General features: G+C 46.7%; 13 protein-coding genes and 1 pseudogene. 4 read left to right on the top strand and 10 right to left on the bottom strand.

The annotated features are described in order from the left end of the window. Positions 1-163: 163 nt before the first annotated feature. From RID09_RS22040 to RID09_RS22005, 8 genes and pseudogenes are all read right to left on the bottom strand, one after another. Positions 164-664 carry a chemotaxis protein CheW gene (locus RID09_RS22040; RefSeq protein WP_446338058.1) on the bottom strand — a complete coding sequence of 167 codons (501 nt, stop codon included), beginning with the start codon at positions 662-664 and terminating at the stop codon, positions 164-166. A gap of 100 nt (positions 665-764) precedes the next feature. Further along, positions 765-4,136: a response regulator gene (locus RID09_RS22035; protein ID WP_446338057.1), complete on the bottom strand. Its 3,372-nt coding sequence runs from the start codon at positions 4,134-4,136 to the stop codon at positions 765-767. A gap of 211 nt (positions 4,137-4,347) precedes the next feature. After that, positions 4,348-7,215 carry a methyl-accepting chemotaxis protein gene (locus RID09_RS22030; RefSeq protein ID WP_446338056.1) on the bottom strand — a complete coding sequence of 956 codons (2,868 nt, stop codon included), beginning with the start codon at positions 7,213-7,215 and terminating at the stop codon, positions 4,348-4,350. Between the two features lie 240 nt (positions 7,216-7,455). Further along, positions 7,456-8,028: a chemotaxis protein CheW gene (locus tag RID09_RS22025; protein WP_446338055.1), complete on the bottom strand. Its 573-nt coding sequence runs from the start codon at positions 8,026-8,028 to the stop codon at positions 7,456-7,458. A 109-nt stretch (positions 8,029-8,137) separates the two neighbouring features. After that, positions 8,138-8,503, bottom strand: coding sequence for a response regulator transcription factor (locus RID09_RS22020; protein ID WP_446338054.1), 366 nt, complete (start codon positions 8,501-8,503; stop codon positions 8,138-8,140). A gap of 103 nt (positions 8,504-8,606) precedes the next feature. Beyond that, complete coding sequence (locus RID09_RS22015; protein ID WP_446338053.1) at positions 8,607-9,956, bottom strand: response regulator; 1,350 nt, start codon at positions 9,954-9,956, stop codon at positions 8,607-8,609. Positions 9,957-10,895: 939 nt separating this feature from the next. Then, positions 10,896-11,516: pseudogene (locus tag RID09_RS22010) on the bottom strand (4Fe-4S single cluster domain-containing protein). A gap of 125 nt (positions 11,517-11,641) precedes the next feature. Then, on the bottom strand, positions 11,642-12,442 hold the full coding sequence (locus tag RID09_RS22005; RefSeq protein ID WP_446338052.1) for a radical SAM protein: 801 nt from the start codon (positions 12,440-12,442) through the stop codon (positions 11,642-11,644). Between the two features lie 162 nt (positions 12,443-12,604). Between RID09_RS22005 and infC (RID09_RS22000) the strand changes: the two genes are divergently transcribed. Further along, positions 12,605-13,099 (top strand): translation initiation factor IF-3, encoded by a 495-nt coding sequence (gene infC, locus RID09_RS22000; protein ID WP_446338060.1) that lies wholly within the window; start codon positions 12,605-12,607, stop codon positions 13,097-13,099. Positions 13,100-13,290: 191 nt separating this feature from the next. Further along, the gene (gene infC, locus RID09_RS21995; protein ID WP_446338059.1) at positions 13,291-13,782 is read left to right on the top strand and encodes a translation initiation factor IF-3; all 492 of its coding nucleotides are present in this window, start codon (positions 13,291-13,293) and stop codon (positions 13,780-13,782) included. Here infC (RID09_RS21995) and RID09_RS21990 read toward each other — a convergent pair. After that, complete coding sequence (locus RID09_RS21990; RefSeq protein WP_446338051.1) at positions 13,779-13,997, bottom strand: hypothetical protein; 219 nt, start codon at positions 13,995-13,997, stop codon at positions 13,779-13,781. The genes infC (RID09_RS21995) and RID09_RS21990 overlap by 4 nt on opposite strands. A gap of 248 nt (positions 13,998-14,245) precedes the next feature. Here RID09_RS21990 and RID09_RS21985 point away from each other — a divergent pair, with 248 nt between their 5' ends. Continuing rightward, positions 14,246-14,710 (top strand): DUF29 domain-containing protein, encoded by a 465-nt coding sequence (locus RID09_RS21985; RefSeq protein WP_446338050.1) that lies wholly within the window; start codon positions 14,246-14,248, stop codon positions 14,708-14,710. 145 nt (positions 14,711-14,855) lie between these two features. Here RID09_RS21985 and RID09_RS21980 read toward each other — a convergent pair whose 3' ends face one another. After that, positions 14,856-16,166: an NAD(P)/FAD-dependent oxidoreductase gene (locus tag RID09_RS21980; RefSeq protein WP_446338049.1), complete on the bottom strand. Its 1,311-nt coding sequence runs from the start codon at positions 16,164-16,166 to the stop codon at positions 14,856-14,858. A gap of 346 nt (positions 16,167-16,512) precedes the next feature. Here RID09_RS21980 and petC point away from each other — a divergent pair, with 346 nt between their 5' ends. Beyond that, positions 16,513-17,046, top strand: coding sequence for a cytochrome b6-f complex iron-sulfur subunit (petC, locus tag RID09_RS21975; protein WP_446338048.1), 534 nt, complete (start codon positions 16,513-16,515; stop codon positions 17,044-17,046). Positions 17,047-17,191: the final 145 nt, after the last annotated feature.

The raw sequence follows: 17,191 nt of genomic DNA, 5'->3' as shown, positions 1-17,191 counted from the left end.
ACCATAACGCAGCAATAAACATCAAGTATTTGGCGGTAGGGCATTCCGTCAATAAAGCTCAGGTAACGTCCTATGGGATACCAGGAGTCACTGAGAAGCCCGCGCTCTATGCTTGCCGCATGAGCGTCGGGAGTATGTCACTAGAAAGGAGCTTACATTTCACTCAGGTTGGCAACAGCAACTCAACATCTAATAAAAAGATAGTTTTTGTTCCCGAATTTTGAGGAATCACCGCCACATGACGGGCAATATTAACCGTATCAGAACGACGATAGGATTCCGGTAAAAGCCGAATTGCTGAAAGTGGCACATCTATTAAAATAGGCGCTTCAGCTACGGGAATGCCATAGATTTCACCGATTTGATTTTGCATAGTTACCAAATATCCTCCTCCTTTGGCGGCTTCCGGTAAGCTCTCTTTGAAAAAGCGCTGATATAAATCAATTACCGTAATGTCTTCTTCGCCAGAATGAGTAACTCCCACCTGATTCATCCCACTCCCATGAACAGGGGCGCGATTCAAGATTTTGTAGACGGATTCAATGGGTAAGGCTAGATACAATTTCCCTAGAGTAAAATGAATTAATTTTAATACCTGTGTCGTCTTTCGTGAAAGGACAGGTTGCTTTTCGTTCGATTGAGTGTTCATTACATTACTATTCATAACCAAAACCCTTCTTTAGACAATAAAAATTACAGTGGGTGGATAAGCTGCAATGCATTACTTAAGTCAGCGCTAACAACAAAGGACAAAGAACGAATGACTAATGACGAACAAGACTATTTTCGTGGATAATATCTTTGAGCGAGCCGACAAACTCTTGTTCTAAATAAGGCTTGGTGAAATACCCACTCGCCCCCAACTGCATCGCTAACCAGCGATGTTTTTGACTGCTGCGAGAGGTTAGCATGGCAACGGGAACCCTCGACAACTTCGGATCTTGACGCCGTTGACTGAGAAACTCAAACCCATTCATATTCGGCATCTCAATATCACAAACCACCAACTGCACCGATGCACTTTGCTGCAACTGGTTGATCGCCTCTCGACCATCCCGCGCCTGTAACACCCGAAAACCCGCCCGTTCTAAAGTTAGCGCTAAGGTTTGTCGCAAAGCCACCGCATCATCGACAATCAAAATTGTCGGTACTTGTACCATGGTGATGGGAGTGGTGGTATCCCCTGAACCGATCACCGTACCTGGAGAAGCATCCTGACGCACAGGAGTCGCCGTTGGCGTCGTCGCTCCATGGACAAATTCCAACAGTGCAATACCATCAACCACCGGAATTACCGTCCCATCCCCCAAAATCGTACAACCGTAGGTATAACTAGGAGGAGAAATCGCCCCACCAAAAGGTTTAATCACCAATTCTTGTTCCGTCACCAGACGCTCAACTTCCACAGCAAACACCTGTTGATCCTGACGCAGTATCAGCATAGGTAACTCCCACGTCTTTGGCGCCGCCACTGAACTCAAGGTTTGACTCGTCAAGTTCTCCGGTAAGGGACGCTGATACTCCAACAGTTCACCTAATCGATAGGTTGGTATCAATTCTCCCCGCCAATGAAGAAACCGTTGCGTCCCCGATTTTTTGACTTGGTTGGCTTTGGGAATAATAATCTCTTCGATACTGTCAGAGGGTAACGCCAGCACCGTCGAACCGATGAAACACACTAATAACTTGGCGATGGTTAGGGTTAAAGGTAGACGTAAGGTAAACGTCGTACCGCCTCCCGGCGTCGAAGTTACAGAAATTTTACCTTTAAGCGATCGCAGCTGGGTTCGTACCACATCTAAACCAACCCCTCGTCCCGATAACTCACTCACTTGCTGGGCGGTAGAAAATCCTGGCTCAAAAATATATCCCCACAAACCCGCCTGGGACGTCGTCGCCAATTGTTCACTAGATAACAATCCCAACTCCACCGCCCGACGCCCAATCCGTTCTGCATTTAAGCCTTGACCATCATCCCGAACTTCAATAATTGTTTGACTCCCCTTGTGATAAGCGCGAATTTCAATCTGTCCCGATTCCGGTTTCCCCCCTTGACGCCGGATCTCAGGAGACTCAATTCCATGATCAAAGGCATTTCGGAGTAAATGCAGCAACGGATCAGAGAGTTTTTCCAACACCGCTTTATCAACCAAAACACCTGTTCCGGTTAATTTCAAATTCACCCGTTTGTGATACGTATTAGACAGTTCCCGTAATACTCTAGGAAACCGATTCAACACCTCCCCAATCGGTAACATCCGCGCCCACATCAGCTCATCCCGCAAGTGGTTGAGCACCTTCAGCTGCTGTTGGGTGGTTTGATCAGATTTCTTCGCAAACAGGGCGATATCGTCAACGGCTTCTTCAAGCTGCACCATTTCTTCTAATATCCCTTGGATTTGGGAATAGAGAACGCCGTAGCTATCCATTTCCAAGGAGTCAAAGTCCGCTAATGTCTTTAGCGTTACATCCGTGGAGTGATCAGAATTCCGCAGTCCGAGCGATCGCACATCACCACTTCTAGGAACGCGACGATCCATCTGAGCAGAACCCGACATCATCCCATAACTGTACCGTTCTGGCGCGACCAGTATCTTATCCGATACATGCTGCAATTTATTCACAATCTGCCCAAATCGAGCAAATCGATCCAGCAATGCTCGCGCTGCTACCTGTAATTGCTGATTCTGGAGTGATAAACCATTGCGGTTAATCGCTAATTCCCCAACCAAGTTATTCATCCGTTCGAGTCGATCTAAATCCACCCGCACGGATAGATTAGGCGTGGGTGCTGGTGAACGGGGGCGAGTGGATTCAACGGGATTGTGGCTCGTTAGCGGATCGGGTATCAAAGAGGGAGACTGGGCGATATGACGTTCACCCGATTGGCTCTTAACTAACGGATTCCCCTGAAACAGGGTTAATTGTGACGCCTCTTCCAGGGAGGGAAGTTGATCAAAAACTTGCTCAATCGATTGAATGGCAAAATCCAGGTTGATCGGTGCGGCGGGAACTAATGCAGAGGTTTCAGGTACGACATCCGGTTCGACTTCCGTAACGGTTTCGGGAGTAGCCTGGGAGTGATCCTCTGTCTGGTTGAACAAAGATGTCGCTTCTTCAACCCATTCTGTATCTAAAATCTCCTGAGAATCAGGATTACCAAAAATATCCTCTAAAGAAGGAACTGATAATGTAGATTCTGCTGTGGCTGGGAGGGTATAAGGTTCAGTCTCTTGAGAAAATAGTTCAGCGAGCAACGGAAGCGTTTCGGGTGAAGATGCGATCGCATCGTCTTCTGTAAATGCTTCAATCGGTTGCACGGCGAACGAATCCGCCGAAGTTGCTGGAGATTCAGCCAGGGCGACTAATGCTTCACCAGGATTTCCTCCCGTCGTCTGTTCACCGGAGAGAACAGCTTGACGGCTGACTTCAAAATCAGCCAGTGCCAATTTTGTAATCTCTACAGCCCTTTGGGGGTGAGCCTCTAACGCCTGTTGTGCCGTTTGTGCGATCGCGCCAAATCCGGGCAGGTTTAAGAACTCAGCAAATCCAGCAAAAACGTCAAGTTGGGCGCGTAATTCTCCCGCCACTTCATAGTCTTGAGGATTTTCCACCACCGTAGCAAGGCGTTCCAATCCTTCGGCGACATCGACTTCAAAAATAGATACCGCCATATTTATCCCCAATTCGGCGGAACTGGGCATATAATAATTATCCGCCTGAGTCAGGGCATCTCCCAATCGTGCCTCAATTTGGTCAAAAATGGGAGTCCCTGTGGCTAAAGCTGCTTGAGGATCAAAGTAACCCGTGGTAATTTGTGATTTCAGGGGCAAACTCAGGCAGTCATAAGCTTGCAGCAGTTTATTTTCTAGCTCAATGTCAATCTCTACGGTATCACTATAGAGTGCCTTAAAGATATTTTCCAAGCGGTGAGCTAGAGTCGCGATCGCCTCTAATTCAACACTGGCTGCGCCCCCTTTTAGCGAGTGGGCGGCTCGCATTAATTCGTGAACTTGGGCAGTACTGCGCTCATCTGTGAGATTTAATAACCCGGTTTCAATGATCTGTAAAAGTTCCGGTGCTTCGGCAATAAAAAACTGATAGGCTTGGTCACGAATATCGGGGTTAATTGCCATGGTTTTTCATTGTTTATTGGTTATTTGTGAACGGTGTGTTGGGCGAAGCATTCGCGTTGTAATTTTGACAGGAAACCGATCAATCTAGGCGCGAATGCTTCGCCCCTACGTTACGAAACGAAACGAAACGAAACGTCGCGTCGCGTCGCGAATATCGGGATTGATTGGCGATCACCCTAAATCCAATCAACAAATGACGAATGAAAAATGACTAACTCAATTTAAACTGACCCACTTCTTCTTGTAACGCTTGCGCGACTTGTCGGAGTTGTTCAAATGAGTAAGATACGTCACTGGCTCCTGTGGATGTGTGTGCAGCAATGTTTGCTACTTTTGTCATGGTTTCAGTTACAGATTCAGCGGCTTGTGTCTGAATTAATGTGGCATCTGTAATGGCTTCAACGAGTTTACTAATCTTGGCGGATACGGTGGTAATTTGGTTCAGGGAGGCGCGGGTTTCATCTACAAGTTTTGTACCCATAACTACCTGTTCTGTACCTGCTTCCATTGCAGTTACCACCTCGTTAGTTTCCGCTTGAATCGCCGCCACAAGCTTTTCAATTTCACTCGTCGCATCGGCTGACTGTTGTGCCAGCGATCGCACTTCGTCGGCAACCACCGCAAACCCTCGTCCTTCTTCCCCGGCGCGGGCTGCCTCAATGGAGGCGTTGAGGGCGAGCAAGTTAGTTTGGGCGGCAAAGGTGCTAATCAGGTTAACGACGGTGGAAATCTTTTGTGAGGATTCACCCAAGTGTTTGACTTTTTTCGCCGTTTCTGCTACTGTTTCGCGGATAGCGAGAATCCCGTCTACAGTACGGTTCATCGCCACGTCTCCTTCTTGTACCATTTGAGACGCTTCTTGCACAGCAGTTAAGGCTTGTTCAGCGTTATTGGCGACCATTCGCACCGACTGAGCCATTTCCTGGGCGCGGTCAAGAGCGACGGAAATTTCTTCGGCTTGGTGCAGCGCTTCTTCTGCCAAGGATTGAACCGCAACTTCATTAAAGCTCGTGGTTTCAGCCACTTGACCCGCCGCCGCTTGCACCTGGTTAACGATTTTCCGCAGGTTAGCAACGGTAGCATTATAGGAGTCCGCGATCGTACCAATTTCATCTTCCGTGACTCGTGCGCGAATGGTTAGGTCACCTTTACTAATCGGGTCTACTTCCTTGAGCAGTTCCAAGGCTCGGTGTTGCAAACCTTCTTTCAATTGACGCTGTTCTTCCGCCAGGTTTCGCGTTTGGTCAAGTAGAGTAAGTCGGTCAAGAGACAGTCGCATTTGGTCGGCTAAGCGTTGGAGGAAATCGATTTCCTCTGGCTGCCATGGGTGGGAGTTCTTGCAGTGGTGAACGCTGAGCAAGGCAAAGGGTTGACCTTGAGACAGGAGTAAAACATCTAGGGTAGACTTGACTTCTAGATGTTCCATAAACTTTAACTGTTCAGCCGATAACCCAGCTGCGGTAATATTGGTGATTGCCACAATACCGTCATCGCTGTGAGTAGTAAGCTGTTTTGGCGACAGGGGGGGATGTTTGATATTGCTATTAAACGCATGAAACTGACCGGGCGTCACCGATTCAGCCACAGCATCGCCACTGCCGTCAGAGTTGAGACGATAAACAATGACCCGATCCGCTTTAAAGATTTTGCGAGCATTGATCACCGCGATATCAAAGATATCTTGGATGGCTTGGGCGTCAAAGGAACGGACACTGGTAATTTCTGCCAATAAGTTTGCCCTTTCTGCTGCCAAGGTTTGTTGCTGCACCAAAGTTCCGAGCTGTTGAGCCATGTCGTTGATGTTTTTACCCAAGACAGCCAGTTCGTCTTCCCCAGCCACGTTTATACGGGTATCCAAGTCTCCCTGACCAATTTTGGTTACCGCGTCGGCGGCACTCACAATCGGGGTTGTAGCGCGGTTGGCAATGGCAGCGGCTACTGCTGACACCAGCAAAGCGGTGAGCGCTGTACCACTGGCTAGAGCGAGAAGTAACTGTCGCTGCGGTTCAAACGCAATCTTGGTTGGCGTAGCTACAGCCGCACTCCAGGGTAAGTCTTGTACACCTTCAAGTGTTTGTAAGGGAGCATAAGCTAACAAACCTTGAGTGTTATCAATCGTGTCAGTTGTCACCTCACTTGCTGGTTTACCGGCGGTTTTCAGTTGCTCAAAGTGAGCAAACACTTCTGACGCTTCCTTATCTCGCTTCTGCGGCTGGTTCGATACGAAAATTTCGGCACCGCCTCCAGACAAGTCCATTAAATAGTATTGGTCACCGCCAGCGCCGAAGTTGGCAATCAAATCATCAAGGGCTTCCACAGGCATACGAGAGCGAATCACGCCAATGGTCTTACCTGTGAGATCTTTAATGGGTGAAGCAATGTGGATCGCGAATTTGCCACTGCTGTCAGAGATCGTGGGGTTGCCAATATAGGGTTGATCGAGCTTGAGGGCGGCTTGAAAGTAATCGCGATCGCTGTGGTTACCTACAGGCTCTCCCTGAGACTGTACAATCACATTACCCTGGAGATCAAACACGGCAATGCTGTCATAGATTTTGTAGAAATCGATGTAGTTGTCGAGAGTGGCTTGTTTTTGAGCCAGGGTTGTTGATTCAACCAGTTTGGGATCAGTGAGAATATTCAGATTTGCCAGAACCTGAATATCCCCGTAACGTTCCCGCATGAAGCGAATCACCTTATCTTCAATACCTTCAGCCCGGGCGATTTTAGCGTCGGCAATTCCTCGAACAACCGCTCGGTCAGCAAAATAGTAGGCAGTGATTCCAGTCACCAGTACGGGAATAGTACCAATAATGATTGCCAGAGCCGTGGCTTTATTTCGCAGATTCAGCCGTTGCCACCAAGAGGTTGATGACAGTTGTTTGGGAATGGTTTGATTCTTTGTCTTGTAGCCTCCCCCATCAGGTTCTAGTCGTTTGAGAGCGTTTGGGATTGGAGTCGAGAGGCTGCGATCAGAAAGGGGATAATCCATGAGTGCTGCGCCATCATCACTGGATGTCAGCTTGGAAGTAGCACCGTTATTATTCGTGGAGTTTGTATTAGATGATGTTTGAGTCATGATATGAACCTCATCGTTGAACATCAATAGGGTAGAAAGGATAGTACTCAACTGATCCGCAAGCCAAAGGAAAGCCTTGCGTTTGGTTAAGCAATACCGGATAGGTTATGAAATTAAGCAGAATTTTTTTGGCGATAGTTGTCAGCCGTCTTCAATTGGCTGCTTTCGAGAGATTTTTGATAGACGCCAATCGTAGTTAAAACATGCTTCTCGAATAGCAAGTAATGCAGATGACAAAATCTACTGAGTTTTGGGCATCGCTTCGGTAATGGCTGTACCATCGAGAACGGCTAACATCTCACCCGTGGATTTCACCCAATATCCCCGCAAAAATGGAGCAAGTTCGGGAGTAACGGGAGCAGAGGGTGGGGATTGAATCCCATCGGGGTTGCACCACTCCATATCTTCGACACGGTTTACCACAAGTCCTAGTATCTGACTTTTGACTTGGGTAGAGGTTTGTGACGGGGAAGGAGTATTTAACACAATTGCCGTGTAATTTGAAGCACCGGTTATCTGCTGATACCACGGCGTGAGTCCGACTAAATGTCCGATATCCACCATCCAAAGAATCTCACCCCGCCAGTTATAAACACCCATAACCCAAGGGGGTGTATGAGGGATGGGTACAATCTGACCCATCGGAATGTTCAACACCTCAGTTAACTGACGAACGGACAACAAAGCGGTTGTATCCGGTAGCAGATGAAACCGCAAAAACTGTTCTTTTTCACTCGCTACAGACGCAGGCGATCGCAGCTGGATCTGCATGGACGATGAGAAGAGGTTTTGGGTTGATAAAGTGTCAGACATGGTCAGGAACCGTTTTCTTTTTAGTAGGCACTTTAGTGTTTGTAGTAGGCACTAAAGTGCCTTATGCTTGACTTACCAGCACGCTTCGTGCTGACTACGAACACTTTAATTAGGTGCGAATGAGCTGTTTAACAGTGCGGACGAGTTCGTTTTGATCAACAGGTTTAGCTAGGTAAGCATCTGCTCCCTGTTTCATTCCCCAAAACTTATCCATTTCACCTCCTTTTGTCGAACAAATAACGACAGGAATATTGCTGGTTTCAGCCGCTGCTTTTAATTCGCGACAAACTTCAAAACCACTGCGACCCGGTAGCACGATGTCTAAAATAATCACATCCGGTTTTTGCTTGCTAATTTTAGTCAGAGCCTCTTCGCCACTATGAGCGACCAAGACATTTATACCACCTTGCTGTAAGCAACTGGTGATAATTTGCATATCCGTTGAGGAATCTTCAACAACTAGAGCTGTTCCCATGGTAATTACCTAATGAATACAAAAGAAATTGGTCAATGATAGTTAGTATCAGATTCACGTCAATTCATCGCATTACTAACCCTGAACGATGAACAAGCAACAATCAATAAACACCCTGTTTAATATGCTTGTGGAGTACAGTGAGCAGATCTCTAGAACTTAAAGGTTTGCTCAAGAAATCCGATGCACCAACAAACTTAGCGTGAAGTCTATCCGCTGCCCCATCTTTTCCGGTCAAAAAAACAATCGGCGTTTTTTGGAAACAGGACAGTTTGCGTAATTGAGTGCAAAGCTCATATCCATTTACATTTGGCATCACCAAGTCTAAAAAGATTAGATCCGGTTTTCGTGCCAAAAGAGTTGGAATGGCTCGCAGGGCATTTTCCACACCAATAAATCGGTAACCTGCCGCCCCGATTACTTTTTCCATGGTGTGAATCACCCAACGACTGTCATCTACACAAGCAACCAAGGATTTAGTTGCATCTGCGTTTGCACTTTTGAGTGGGGTTGTCGGCACGTTGGCTTTCCCAGAGGTGGGGGCAATACCTGTGGGATAAGCTTTAACCTTCTCTTTCCCTGGCTCTGCGAGGTGTCGTGGTAAGACGTGCCGTGGCACGTCTCTACCTTTTTCTGCTCTCTGCTGCTTGTCAGCACCAACATTTTCTCTATGCCTTGCCGTATTGGGGGTGGGTGCTGTTAAATCGGGAATGTTACTTAGTTCTACCCAGCCTAATTCCAGGTAAGGGATTAACGCTTGGGCAATGTCCACAACATGCCGACGCTGTTTCACCGCTAAGTCACGCAATGTATGTTGTCCGTCGAGTAGGTTAGTTAATGTTTGGTAAACCTCGACAGAACGGTTTTTGCGTAACTGTTCCGGTTGTTTGATCACCGGGGCTTGATTAGGAGAATAATCCGCAAGCTGGGCATTCTGCCAAGTCTGCCACAAAGATTGTACCTGTGCGATCGCTTGATCAATTTCAATCAAAACCAGTTTCGTGGGTAACGAATAATTATGCTGGATTTGATGGGTTACTTGCTTCGCTTGCACGAGCTCGAACACAACCTCAGTAAGCACAGCACGAATCATGTTGGCAGCTTGTTCTGGAGTGATTCGTCGCTGCTTGACCCATAGAGACAATAGCTGATAGTCCCAGCATGTTTTGGAATTAATACTGGCTAAATCACGCCGAATTGTATCAGGATGAGTCAAAATTTGAGGGCAGTGAATGGCTAAATTGCGTTGCCACCGTCTCACAGGATGAACTCCTCCTGTGGCATAAAGGATACCGCCCAGGTACAAAAAAAAGATCCATTGGTGTCCCTTTGGATCGTTCAACACCAGTTCACCACTAAACTGAAATCGCTGCAAGGTTCTAAGAGACCGAACTTGCTCTAGGGAAGAGAGCATCGGAGTTGAGATTACAGAGGGAATTTGTCTAGCCGTCATCGGTTTCTTGCTATGACTAAGGGATTAACAAAAGCCGGAAATGTCTAATAGTGTCGGTGTTTTATACCCGCGTTAGACTTCAGCCGCTTTTGAAGGGAACATCACCTTGAAACCCTAGTTACACAAAGTTTTTTCGTCTCAAAAAGACTACCTTTGCCAACTGTCAAAAGATCGGGGAATTTCTCTAGCAGGGATCTAAACAATGGTGCAATCACTACAGCGTTTTGAGCGATGTCAGACCTGGTATAGTAGATGCTGGTCTGATGCATGAATACCCTGCATCCCTACAATTAAGCTTTGAGTCCTTCGTTGTGCCTCCAAAACTTTAGAGATTCAAAATTAGTCAATCGCGAGTGGTAGAGGTCCCTACGTGGGTCAACTCTTTTCGGGGAGAATAAGATGTGCAGTTGGTTGGTCTGCGACTGGTCACTCCTGATCGGCTAAGAGTTGAGCTTTTAGATATTGTCTTACACGTTAGACAATCTGTCATACAGACTAACTTACTTTCGCATATTTGTCTAGAGGAATCGGAGCTGAAGTGACTATTTGAGGTAAGTTTTAGACAAAGCTTTACAAAAGACTCCGTTTCCTAAAGTTCAGGTTAATCCTTCGTCAGAATTTATTGAAAATAATAGGTAAATTAACTCAGTCTATAATTCTCCTTAACCTCGACACTTGATTTCAATGGGGTGCAAGTTCAAGGATTTAAAATAGTAAAATTTTTATCTACTCAAGAGATTATTTATAATTCAATAAATTGAACTTTTGAATTAATTTTTTTTGGTGTATTATTAATATATCTTTACATCAAAAGATAGGAAAATGGGGAAATTACTGAATGATACCAAATTGGCTTGGCGGTTAAAACCGCAGCTACACAAACAAAACCCGCCGACGCGGGTTTCAAAATCCTTAATCTTCCGTTATGACAAATGACATCTAGCCTTCGCTCAAATTCATCTGACCTCGAAATCCTGTAACAATGCGGCTACCATCTTTGAGGATATGAATCTCCATTTGATCAGAAGCCCAGGTAATTTGGTCTTTTAATGCGGGATTAAATACACGGACGCGCTGATTTCGAGATGAGACGGGTGAATCGGGGGAATTAATCGCTAAGGATTCGACAAACGGACCATCGACTAAAATATCGAGTTGTCCTAATAACTCTTGTGCGCCTGGAGGTGCATCAGGTGATTGCAGTTCTCCTAAAGTAAATCCACTAAATGACATAACATTTAACCCCGCCGCTTTGAGTTTCTTCGCTAACTGCGCTAGGGCTGGTGCTTGCCAAAAAGGTTCTCCACCAGAAAAAGTGACTCCTTGATTACGGCGATTGGATAAAATTTTATCCGCTAATTAATCAACAGCTATTAACTGATTAAATTCAAATGACCAGGATGCTTGATTGAAACAGCTAGGACATTCTCGGTTACACCCTTGCACCCAAACAACAGCGCGACAGCCAGGACCATTCACTTCTGACTCGTCAACGTATCCCATAATATTTAGATATCCAGGGGGAATATCATTGGTGATTCGTTCTTTGTCATTGGTCATTGGTCTTTTGTCCTTTGTCAAAGATTTCCACAACGCTTTAACTCAATCGGGGCGGGTTTAGTTGCATCTCTTGTGAGGTCAGAAACGATAATAGTGAAACCCGCCCCTACACACTCAAAACTCTTTTAACGGGGAGCGCATCGAACGGGGATATTGGTTTCGTCCTGTATTTTAGTGGCAAAGGCTTGTAAGACATCCCCACTAACTCGCTTGAGTTGTTGTACAGGATAGGAACGTGATTCAGTGGGGGTATGATTACCACGTCCATCGAGTTGATGAGTCAAGGGTTTAGGACGGGTGGGGGTGTTGAGTTGAATTTCATCGGGATGTAGTACTCGCACTAACTGCACGTAAGTTTCTTGACTGGGCTGATTCGGTGGGGTTAACAGCATTGTTTGTATTCCCATTTCTCCTGGATACCCCTGACGAAATTCCTGGATACCTGTCCAGATTTTGAGCCAATCGAGTTCCATGACAGGACGATTGACACGTCGTAGTTGATCTTGATTCACAGCATCTAGTTTAACTGAGACTTTATCCGCTAAAGATAACGCCGCCTGCACGTCTGGATTACCTAAAAGTGTGCCATTTGTCAAGACCAAGACAGGTTTGTGAGTAATTTCCTTAACCTGAGAAATAATCTCAGCCAGGTTGAGGGCTAAAGTTGGTTCACCATTACCACTGAGGGTTACCACATCGACATCCCAAGGGGCAAAAGCTTGTAAATCTTGGATAATTTTTGCGGTAGGGACAAAAACTTGACGTTGGCTGGTGCGGACTTGAATTTCCCCTAGCTGACAATAGACGCAGTTAAATGAGCAAGTTGATTGGAGTCCAATGGGATCAATACCCAGCGATCGCCCGTAGCGCCAAGATGTTACTGGACCATAGACGGAGGTGAATGTGGCGGTTGATTGAGTGGTCATAATTTTTCCTCCTGTATTAGACGAGGATTCCTCACATCGGTTGCGAGGAGATGTTTTCTCTATTGTCCGCTATTTACCACCGGACATGGTGTGAGTTGGTTTGGGTTGCGCTATCCTAAAAGAGGAGTTAGCTAGCCGCAAATGGAGTTGTAGGAGGAATGTATTATAACTAACAAAGACAAGCAACGAATCAACCGTCAAATCAAGTCTCCTCAGGTTCTGTTGATTGATCACGAGAATAACAATCGCGGTTTGATCGATACTCGTGAGGCTTTACAACTGGCTAAAGATGTAGGTCTGGATTTGGTGGTAGTCTCTGAGCGTAAAGAGGCTCCCGTGGCAAAAATATTGGACTACGGTAAGCATCAGTACCAACAGAAGAAACGCCAGCGCCAGAGTTCCAAGCCAACGCTCAAGGAAGTGAAACTGCGCCCAAATGTGGGCGAGTCCGATTACAGCTTACGCATCAACAGAGCTGTTGAGTGGTTGAAAAAAGGCGATTCCGTGAAGTTTCAGGTGCGTCTGCGGGGTCGGGAACATCAACATCGCGATCGCGCCACAGAACTGCTGGAGCGGGTGGTGACTGATCTGGGTGAAGTTGGCAAAGTTCAGTCTTTTGATCGACGGGCGCTGGTGCTTCAGATTGTTCCATCCTAAATTAGTGTTACCGTGTGGGTAACGCTCTTGCGAAAAAAGCCCCCCCGTTTTAACCGGGGGAGTATCAATGCTGATGTCTAATCGACCATCACCTTTGTCAAACCTTAGCGGGATGTGAGGTGATCAGGATTGGGTTACCCTGGTAGAAGTTAGCCCGTAGGAGATTCTATTGAACTTAGGAGGAAAGTCTTATCGCTAAGAAACAGAAACAACTGATGAACCACAAAATCAGATCACCTCAGGTTTTGTTGATTGACCATGAAAATAACAATCGTGGTTTGACTGATACCCGTGAGGCTCTACAAGTCGCTAAGGATGCAGGACTTGATTTAGTAGTCGTCTCTGAAACTAAAGACGGTCCCGTGGCGAAGGTTTTGGACTACGGGAAACATCAGTACCAGCAGAAAAAGCGTCAACGCCAAAGTTCTAAACCAACGCTTAAGGAAGTGAAATTGCGTCCGAATGTTGGTGAATCCGATTACGGCTTACGCATCAAAAGAGCGCTCGACTGGTTGGATAAAGGTAATTTAGTTAAGTTTCAGGTGCGTCTGAGAGGTCGAGAACATCAGCATCGCGATCGCGCAAACGAATTGCTAGAACGTGTGATTGCGGATCTCGGCGAAGCGGGGAAAGTCCAGTCTTTTGATAAGCGATCGCTGATTGTTCAGGTGGCTCCCGCCTAGATTAGCCTTTCACCGGAAATAAAGGGTCTGAAGCCCCGTCCTTCTAGGACGGCTTTTATCCGGATAAACACCCCAGGATAGTATGATAAAATGCAGTTGGCTTGCGGCTGCAAAGTCGAAGTCAACTTATCAGGTACGCCGGGACTCGGCGGAACCCAAACCGCAAAGGTTTGAAACGCCCAGCCCTGAATCGACAGGGTGTTAGGAGATAACACGATGCCCTAGATGGCGAATATCGTGTGCCTGGGAACCCGTTTACCGGGATATATGGAACGAAATTTCCATAGAATCTCCCTTGTTATAGGAGGGAGAGCGTCAAAGATCATATCATTTAGATTGTAGAGACGTTGCATGCAACGTCTCTATAATTGTTTATTTGTCTGGTTGAGGATGTGCTACATGAGAGGGAGGACTAGCACAGAGCGATCGCAGGTTTGATAGAAGTTTACAATCCTTGATAAAAATGGACACATCTGAACTCTATGAAACAGATTTTTATGCTTGGACTCAAGAGCAGGTGACGCTGCTCAAAGATCAGCATTGGGATCAATTAGACAGGCTCAACCTAATTGAGGAAATTGAAACCCTGGGTCGCCAAGAAAGAAAAGAACTGAGGAATCGGCTAGGATTGTTATTCGGACACCTGCTGAAATGGCAGTTTCAACGCGAAAAGCGCAGCAATAGCTGGTTGGGTACAATTCGAGAGCAACGCATTCAAATCAAGCTGTTGTTGCAGGATAGCCCCAGTTTGAACCCCTATCTAGAAGAGGTATTCCTGACGGCTTACGAACTGGGTTTAGCGTTAGCAATTCGTGAGACTCAGTTAGGTGAACAGGTTTTTCCCGAAGCATGTCCTTACACTCCAGAACAAATCATGAATCCTGAATTTCTACCGGAGCCGAATCAGGTTGATGGTCAAGGGGAGTAAATGATCCACCGACAATAAGAAGATTTCACGTTTCATTTTGCCAAACTATAAATACTCCTGCTCGATAATTTTTCAGATTTCAGTATCCAACTTAGGAATTTTGTTGGTGACAACATCCCACACAATATCGTAATCAACTAATCGCTTATCTAGTTTGCAAACTTGACTCAATTGGATAATCTTTTGATACTGGAATTGGTTCCACTAGCGACAAACCCAATAAACGCAGACCCCAACGCTCAAACCAAGGTACAGATAACCCCCATCGCATCTTGGTCAAGAAAAATCGCTCAAAGGCAATCTTCAACCAGCTTACCCAACGACCCCGTTTTGCGATCGCACGTCGCCGTTGACCCGTTTTCGGATCAGGTAAAACGGGATCAGCTAAGAATACAATTCCCGTATCACCAAAATCCGCCATACAAATTGCTGCCAAAGTTGGCGTCATCGGTGCAGCTTGAATCACACCCAACTCTCTAGCAATGTTGTGCGCCACCGCCATACCCATCGCCTCCGCCATTTGCCCCGTTTTTGGCACACCGATAGGCAAAGGAGTCTTTTCCGGTGGCGATAACTGCACCACCACCCCCGCACTATAGATAGAGGGAAATGAGGGATGCTGATAGGTTGGTAATACAGGTAGAAAACCCTTCTCATCACTCAACCCAGGAACATCTCGGACAAAGCCCGGTCCCCGGAACGGCGGTAGCAGCATAGCATAGTGGAATGGTAGCGTATGACCTTCTGCCAAAGTGATCTGCTGCGGATGAATGGCAGTAATTTCAGCATTCTCAATCACCTCAATCTGCCGTTGACGCATTAATTCAGTTACCAACTCCGCCGAATGTGCCATACCCCCAATTCCCAAATGACCCGCATAGGGTTCTGGGGTAACAAACGTAATCGGTACTTGTTCTCGCAATCCCTGTCGCCGCAATATCCAATCGGCTAATAGGGCAAACTCATAAGCCGGTCCCATACAACTCGCACCCGGAACCGCCCCCACAACCAAGGGTCCGGGATTTTCCAGAAATTTTGCCCACGCTTGTTTTGCCATCAAAGCATGGTGAGGATTGCACACCGATTGGGTGTAACCGCGATCGGGTCCTAATCCTGGTATGGTATCTAGCGCTAATTCTGCCCCGGTAGCAATCACTACATAGTCATAATCAATGGACCTGTCTCCCACCCTTAACCATTGAGCGTGGGGGTCAAGATCGGTTACCTTACCTTGAACAAACTCAATTTGACGGGATTTTACCACAGAAGCAATATCTACTTGAATTCGCTGGAGTGGAGTCAAATTGAATGCAACCCAAGGAAGAGAAGTAATAAACGTAAATTGAGGTTTGTCACAAATCAACGTAATTCGGTGGACGTGAGGCAGGAGATGCCGCAGTTCGTAAGCGGTGGGTAGTCCGCCAATACCCGCACCGATTACCACAATATGAGCCATGATTACACCACGGTTTATTAAAACTATACAACTTTTTAACTATATTTACAATCTATATGAACTCAGCCATGCCCCACAACGAAACACCTGTAGGAAGTGTGTAGGAATCACCCCCTTGCCATCCGTGTCAACTTAAGCCACAACCCTCGCACTCGTTTTCAGGGGAGGCAGAGCCTCAAAAGGAGCATTCCTAGGCTCTGCCTAGGAACGAGGGTACTACGAAAAAATTACCCACACCTGAAGCAGATCATCTCTCCCCAAAAATTATTACTTGACTAAATAGTAAGATAGTTATTAAGCTAGATAACAAGTCGTAAATCTTTTTTACACAAATCGGAGGATATCCATGGAAGAGAGTCTATCGATGCAAAGTCCCTCAATGTCTCGGCGACAGCTTCTCAACTTCCTCACCGGGGCTACCATCGCCGCCACAGCTAGCGCCGCCCTCTATCCAGCCGCTAAATTCTTTGTCCCACCCCAAGAAGGGGGCGCAGATGGTTCGATTATCGCCAAAGATAAATTAGGGAATCCCATCCCCGTGTCCCAAATCGTCGCCCAAGGTGCAGGCGCCCGTGCTTTGGTTGCGGGTTTAGCAGGTGAACCGACGTATTTAACTGTTACCGACGATAACACCTTAAACTCAATCGGAATTGTCGATAACTGCACTCACTTAGGTTGTACCTTTCCTTGGAACAATATCGACCAACAATTTCAATGTCCCTGTCACGGGTCTCGTTATAGTCCAGATGGTTCGGTTGTCCGGGGTCCGGCTGACCGTCCCCTGAAGCTGGTACAGGTTAACATCGAAGGCGACTACATCCGCATAGCACCTTGGACGGAAACTGATCCCCGCACTGGAGAAACACCGTGGTGGGTGTAAATCCTATTGACATCCTCCCCCGGCTAAAGAGCGCGGGGGATTCCTCACCACGCCACCTTTTTAGGGGTGGTCGCTGATTGGGGTTGACGCTTCGCTGAAGGTTGCCTCCAAATGAGGTCTTACACCCTCTCCACGTCCGTTTATA

This window comes from Coleofasciculus sp. G1-WW12-02 (assembly GCF_040219735.1).
In the GTDB taxonomy this organism is placed as follows: Bacteria; Cyanobacteriota; Cyanobacteriia; order Cyanobacteriales; family Coleofasciculaceae; genus Coleofasciculus.
Note: the sequence above shows the minus strand (reverse complement) of the source record. Positions and strands in the feature narration are given on the sequence as shown.

What these genes read in the sequence shown, in the direction of transcription:
- RID09_RS22040 (WP_446338058.1), bottom strand. Translation starts at nt 664, where the DNA reads ATGAATAGTAATGTAATGAACACTCAATCGAACGAAAAGCAACCTGTC.
- RID09_RS22035 (WP_446338057.1), bottom strand. Translation starts at nt 4,136, where the DNA reads ATGGCAATTAACCCCGATATTCGTGACCAAGCCTATCAGTTTTTTATT.
- RID09_RS22030 (WP_446338056.1), bottom strand. Translation starts at nt 7,215, where the DNA reads ATGACTCAAACATCATCTAATACAAACTCCACGAATAATAACGGTGCT.
- RID09_RS22025 (WP_446338055.1), bottom strand. Translation starts at nt 8,028, where the DNA reads ATGTCTGACACTTTATCAACCCAAAACCTCTTCTCATCGTCCATGCAG.
- RID09_RS22020 (WP_446338054.1), bottom strand. Translation starts at nt 8,503, where the DNA reads ATGGGAACAGCTCTAGTTGTTGAAGATTCCTCAACGGATATGCAAATT.
- RID09_RS22015 (WP_446338053.1), bottom strand. Translation starts at nt 9,956, where the DNA reads ATGACGGCTAGACAAATTCCCTCTGTAATCTCAACTCCGATGCTCTCT.
- RID09_RS22005 (WP_446338052.1), bottom strand. Translation starts at nt 12,442, where the DNA reads ATGACCACTCAATCAACCGCCACATTCACCTCCGTCTATGGTCCAGTA.
- RID09_RS21985 (WP_446338050.1), top strand. Translation starts at nt 14,246, where the DNA reads ATGGACACATCTGAACTCTATGAAACAGATTTTTATGCTTGGACTCAA.
- RID09_RS21980 (WP_446338049.1), bottom strand. Translation starts at nt 16,166, where the DNA reads ATGGCTCATATTGTGGTAATCGGTGCGGGTATTGGCGGACTACCCACC.
- petC (WP_446338048.1), top strand. Translation starts at nt 16,513, where the DNA reads ATGGAAGAGAGTCTATCGATGCAAAGTCCCTCAATGTCTCGGCGACAG.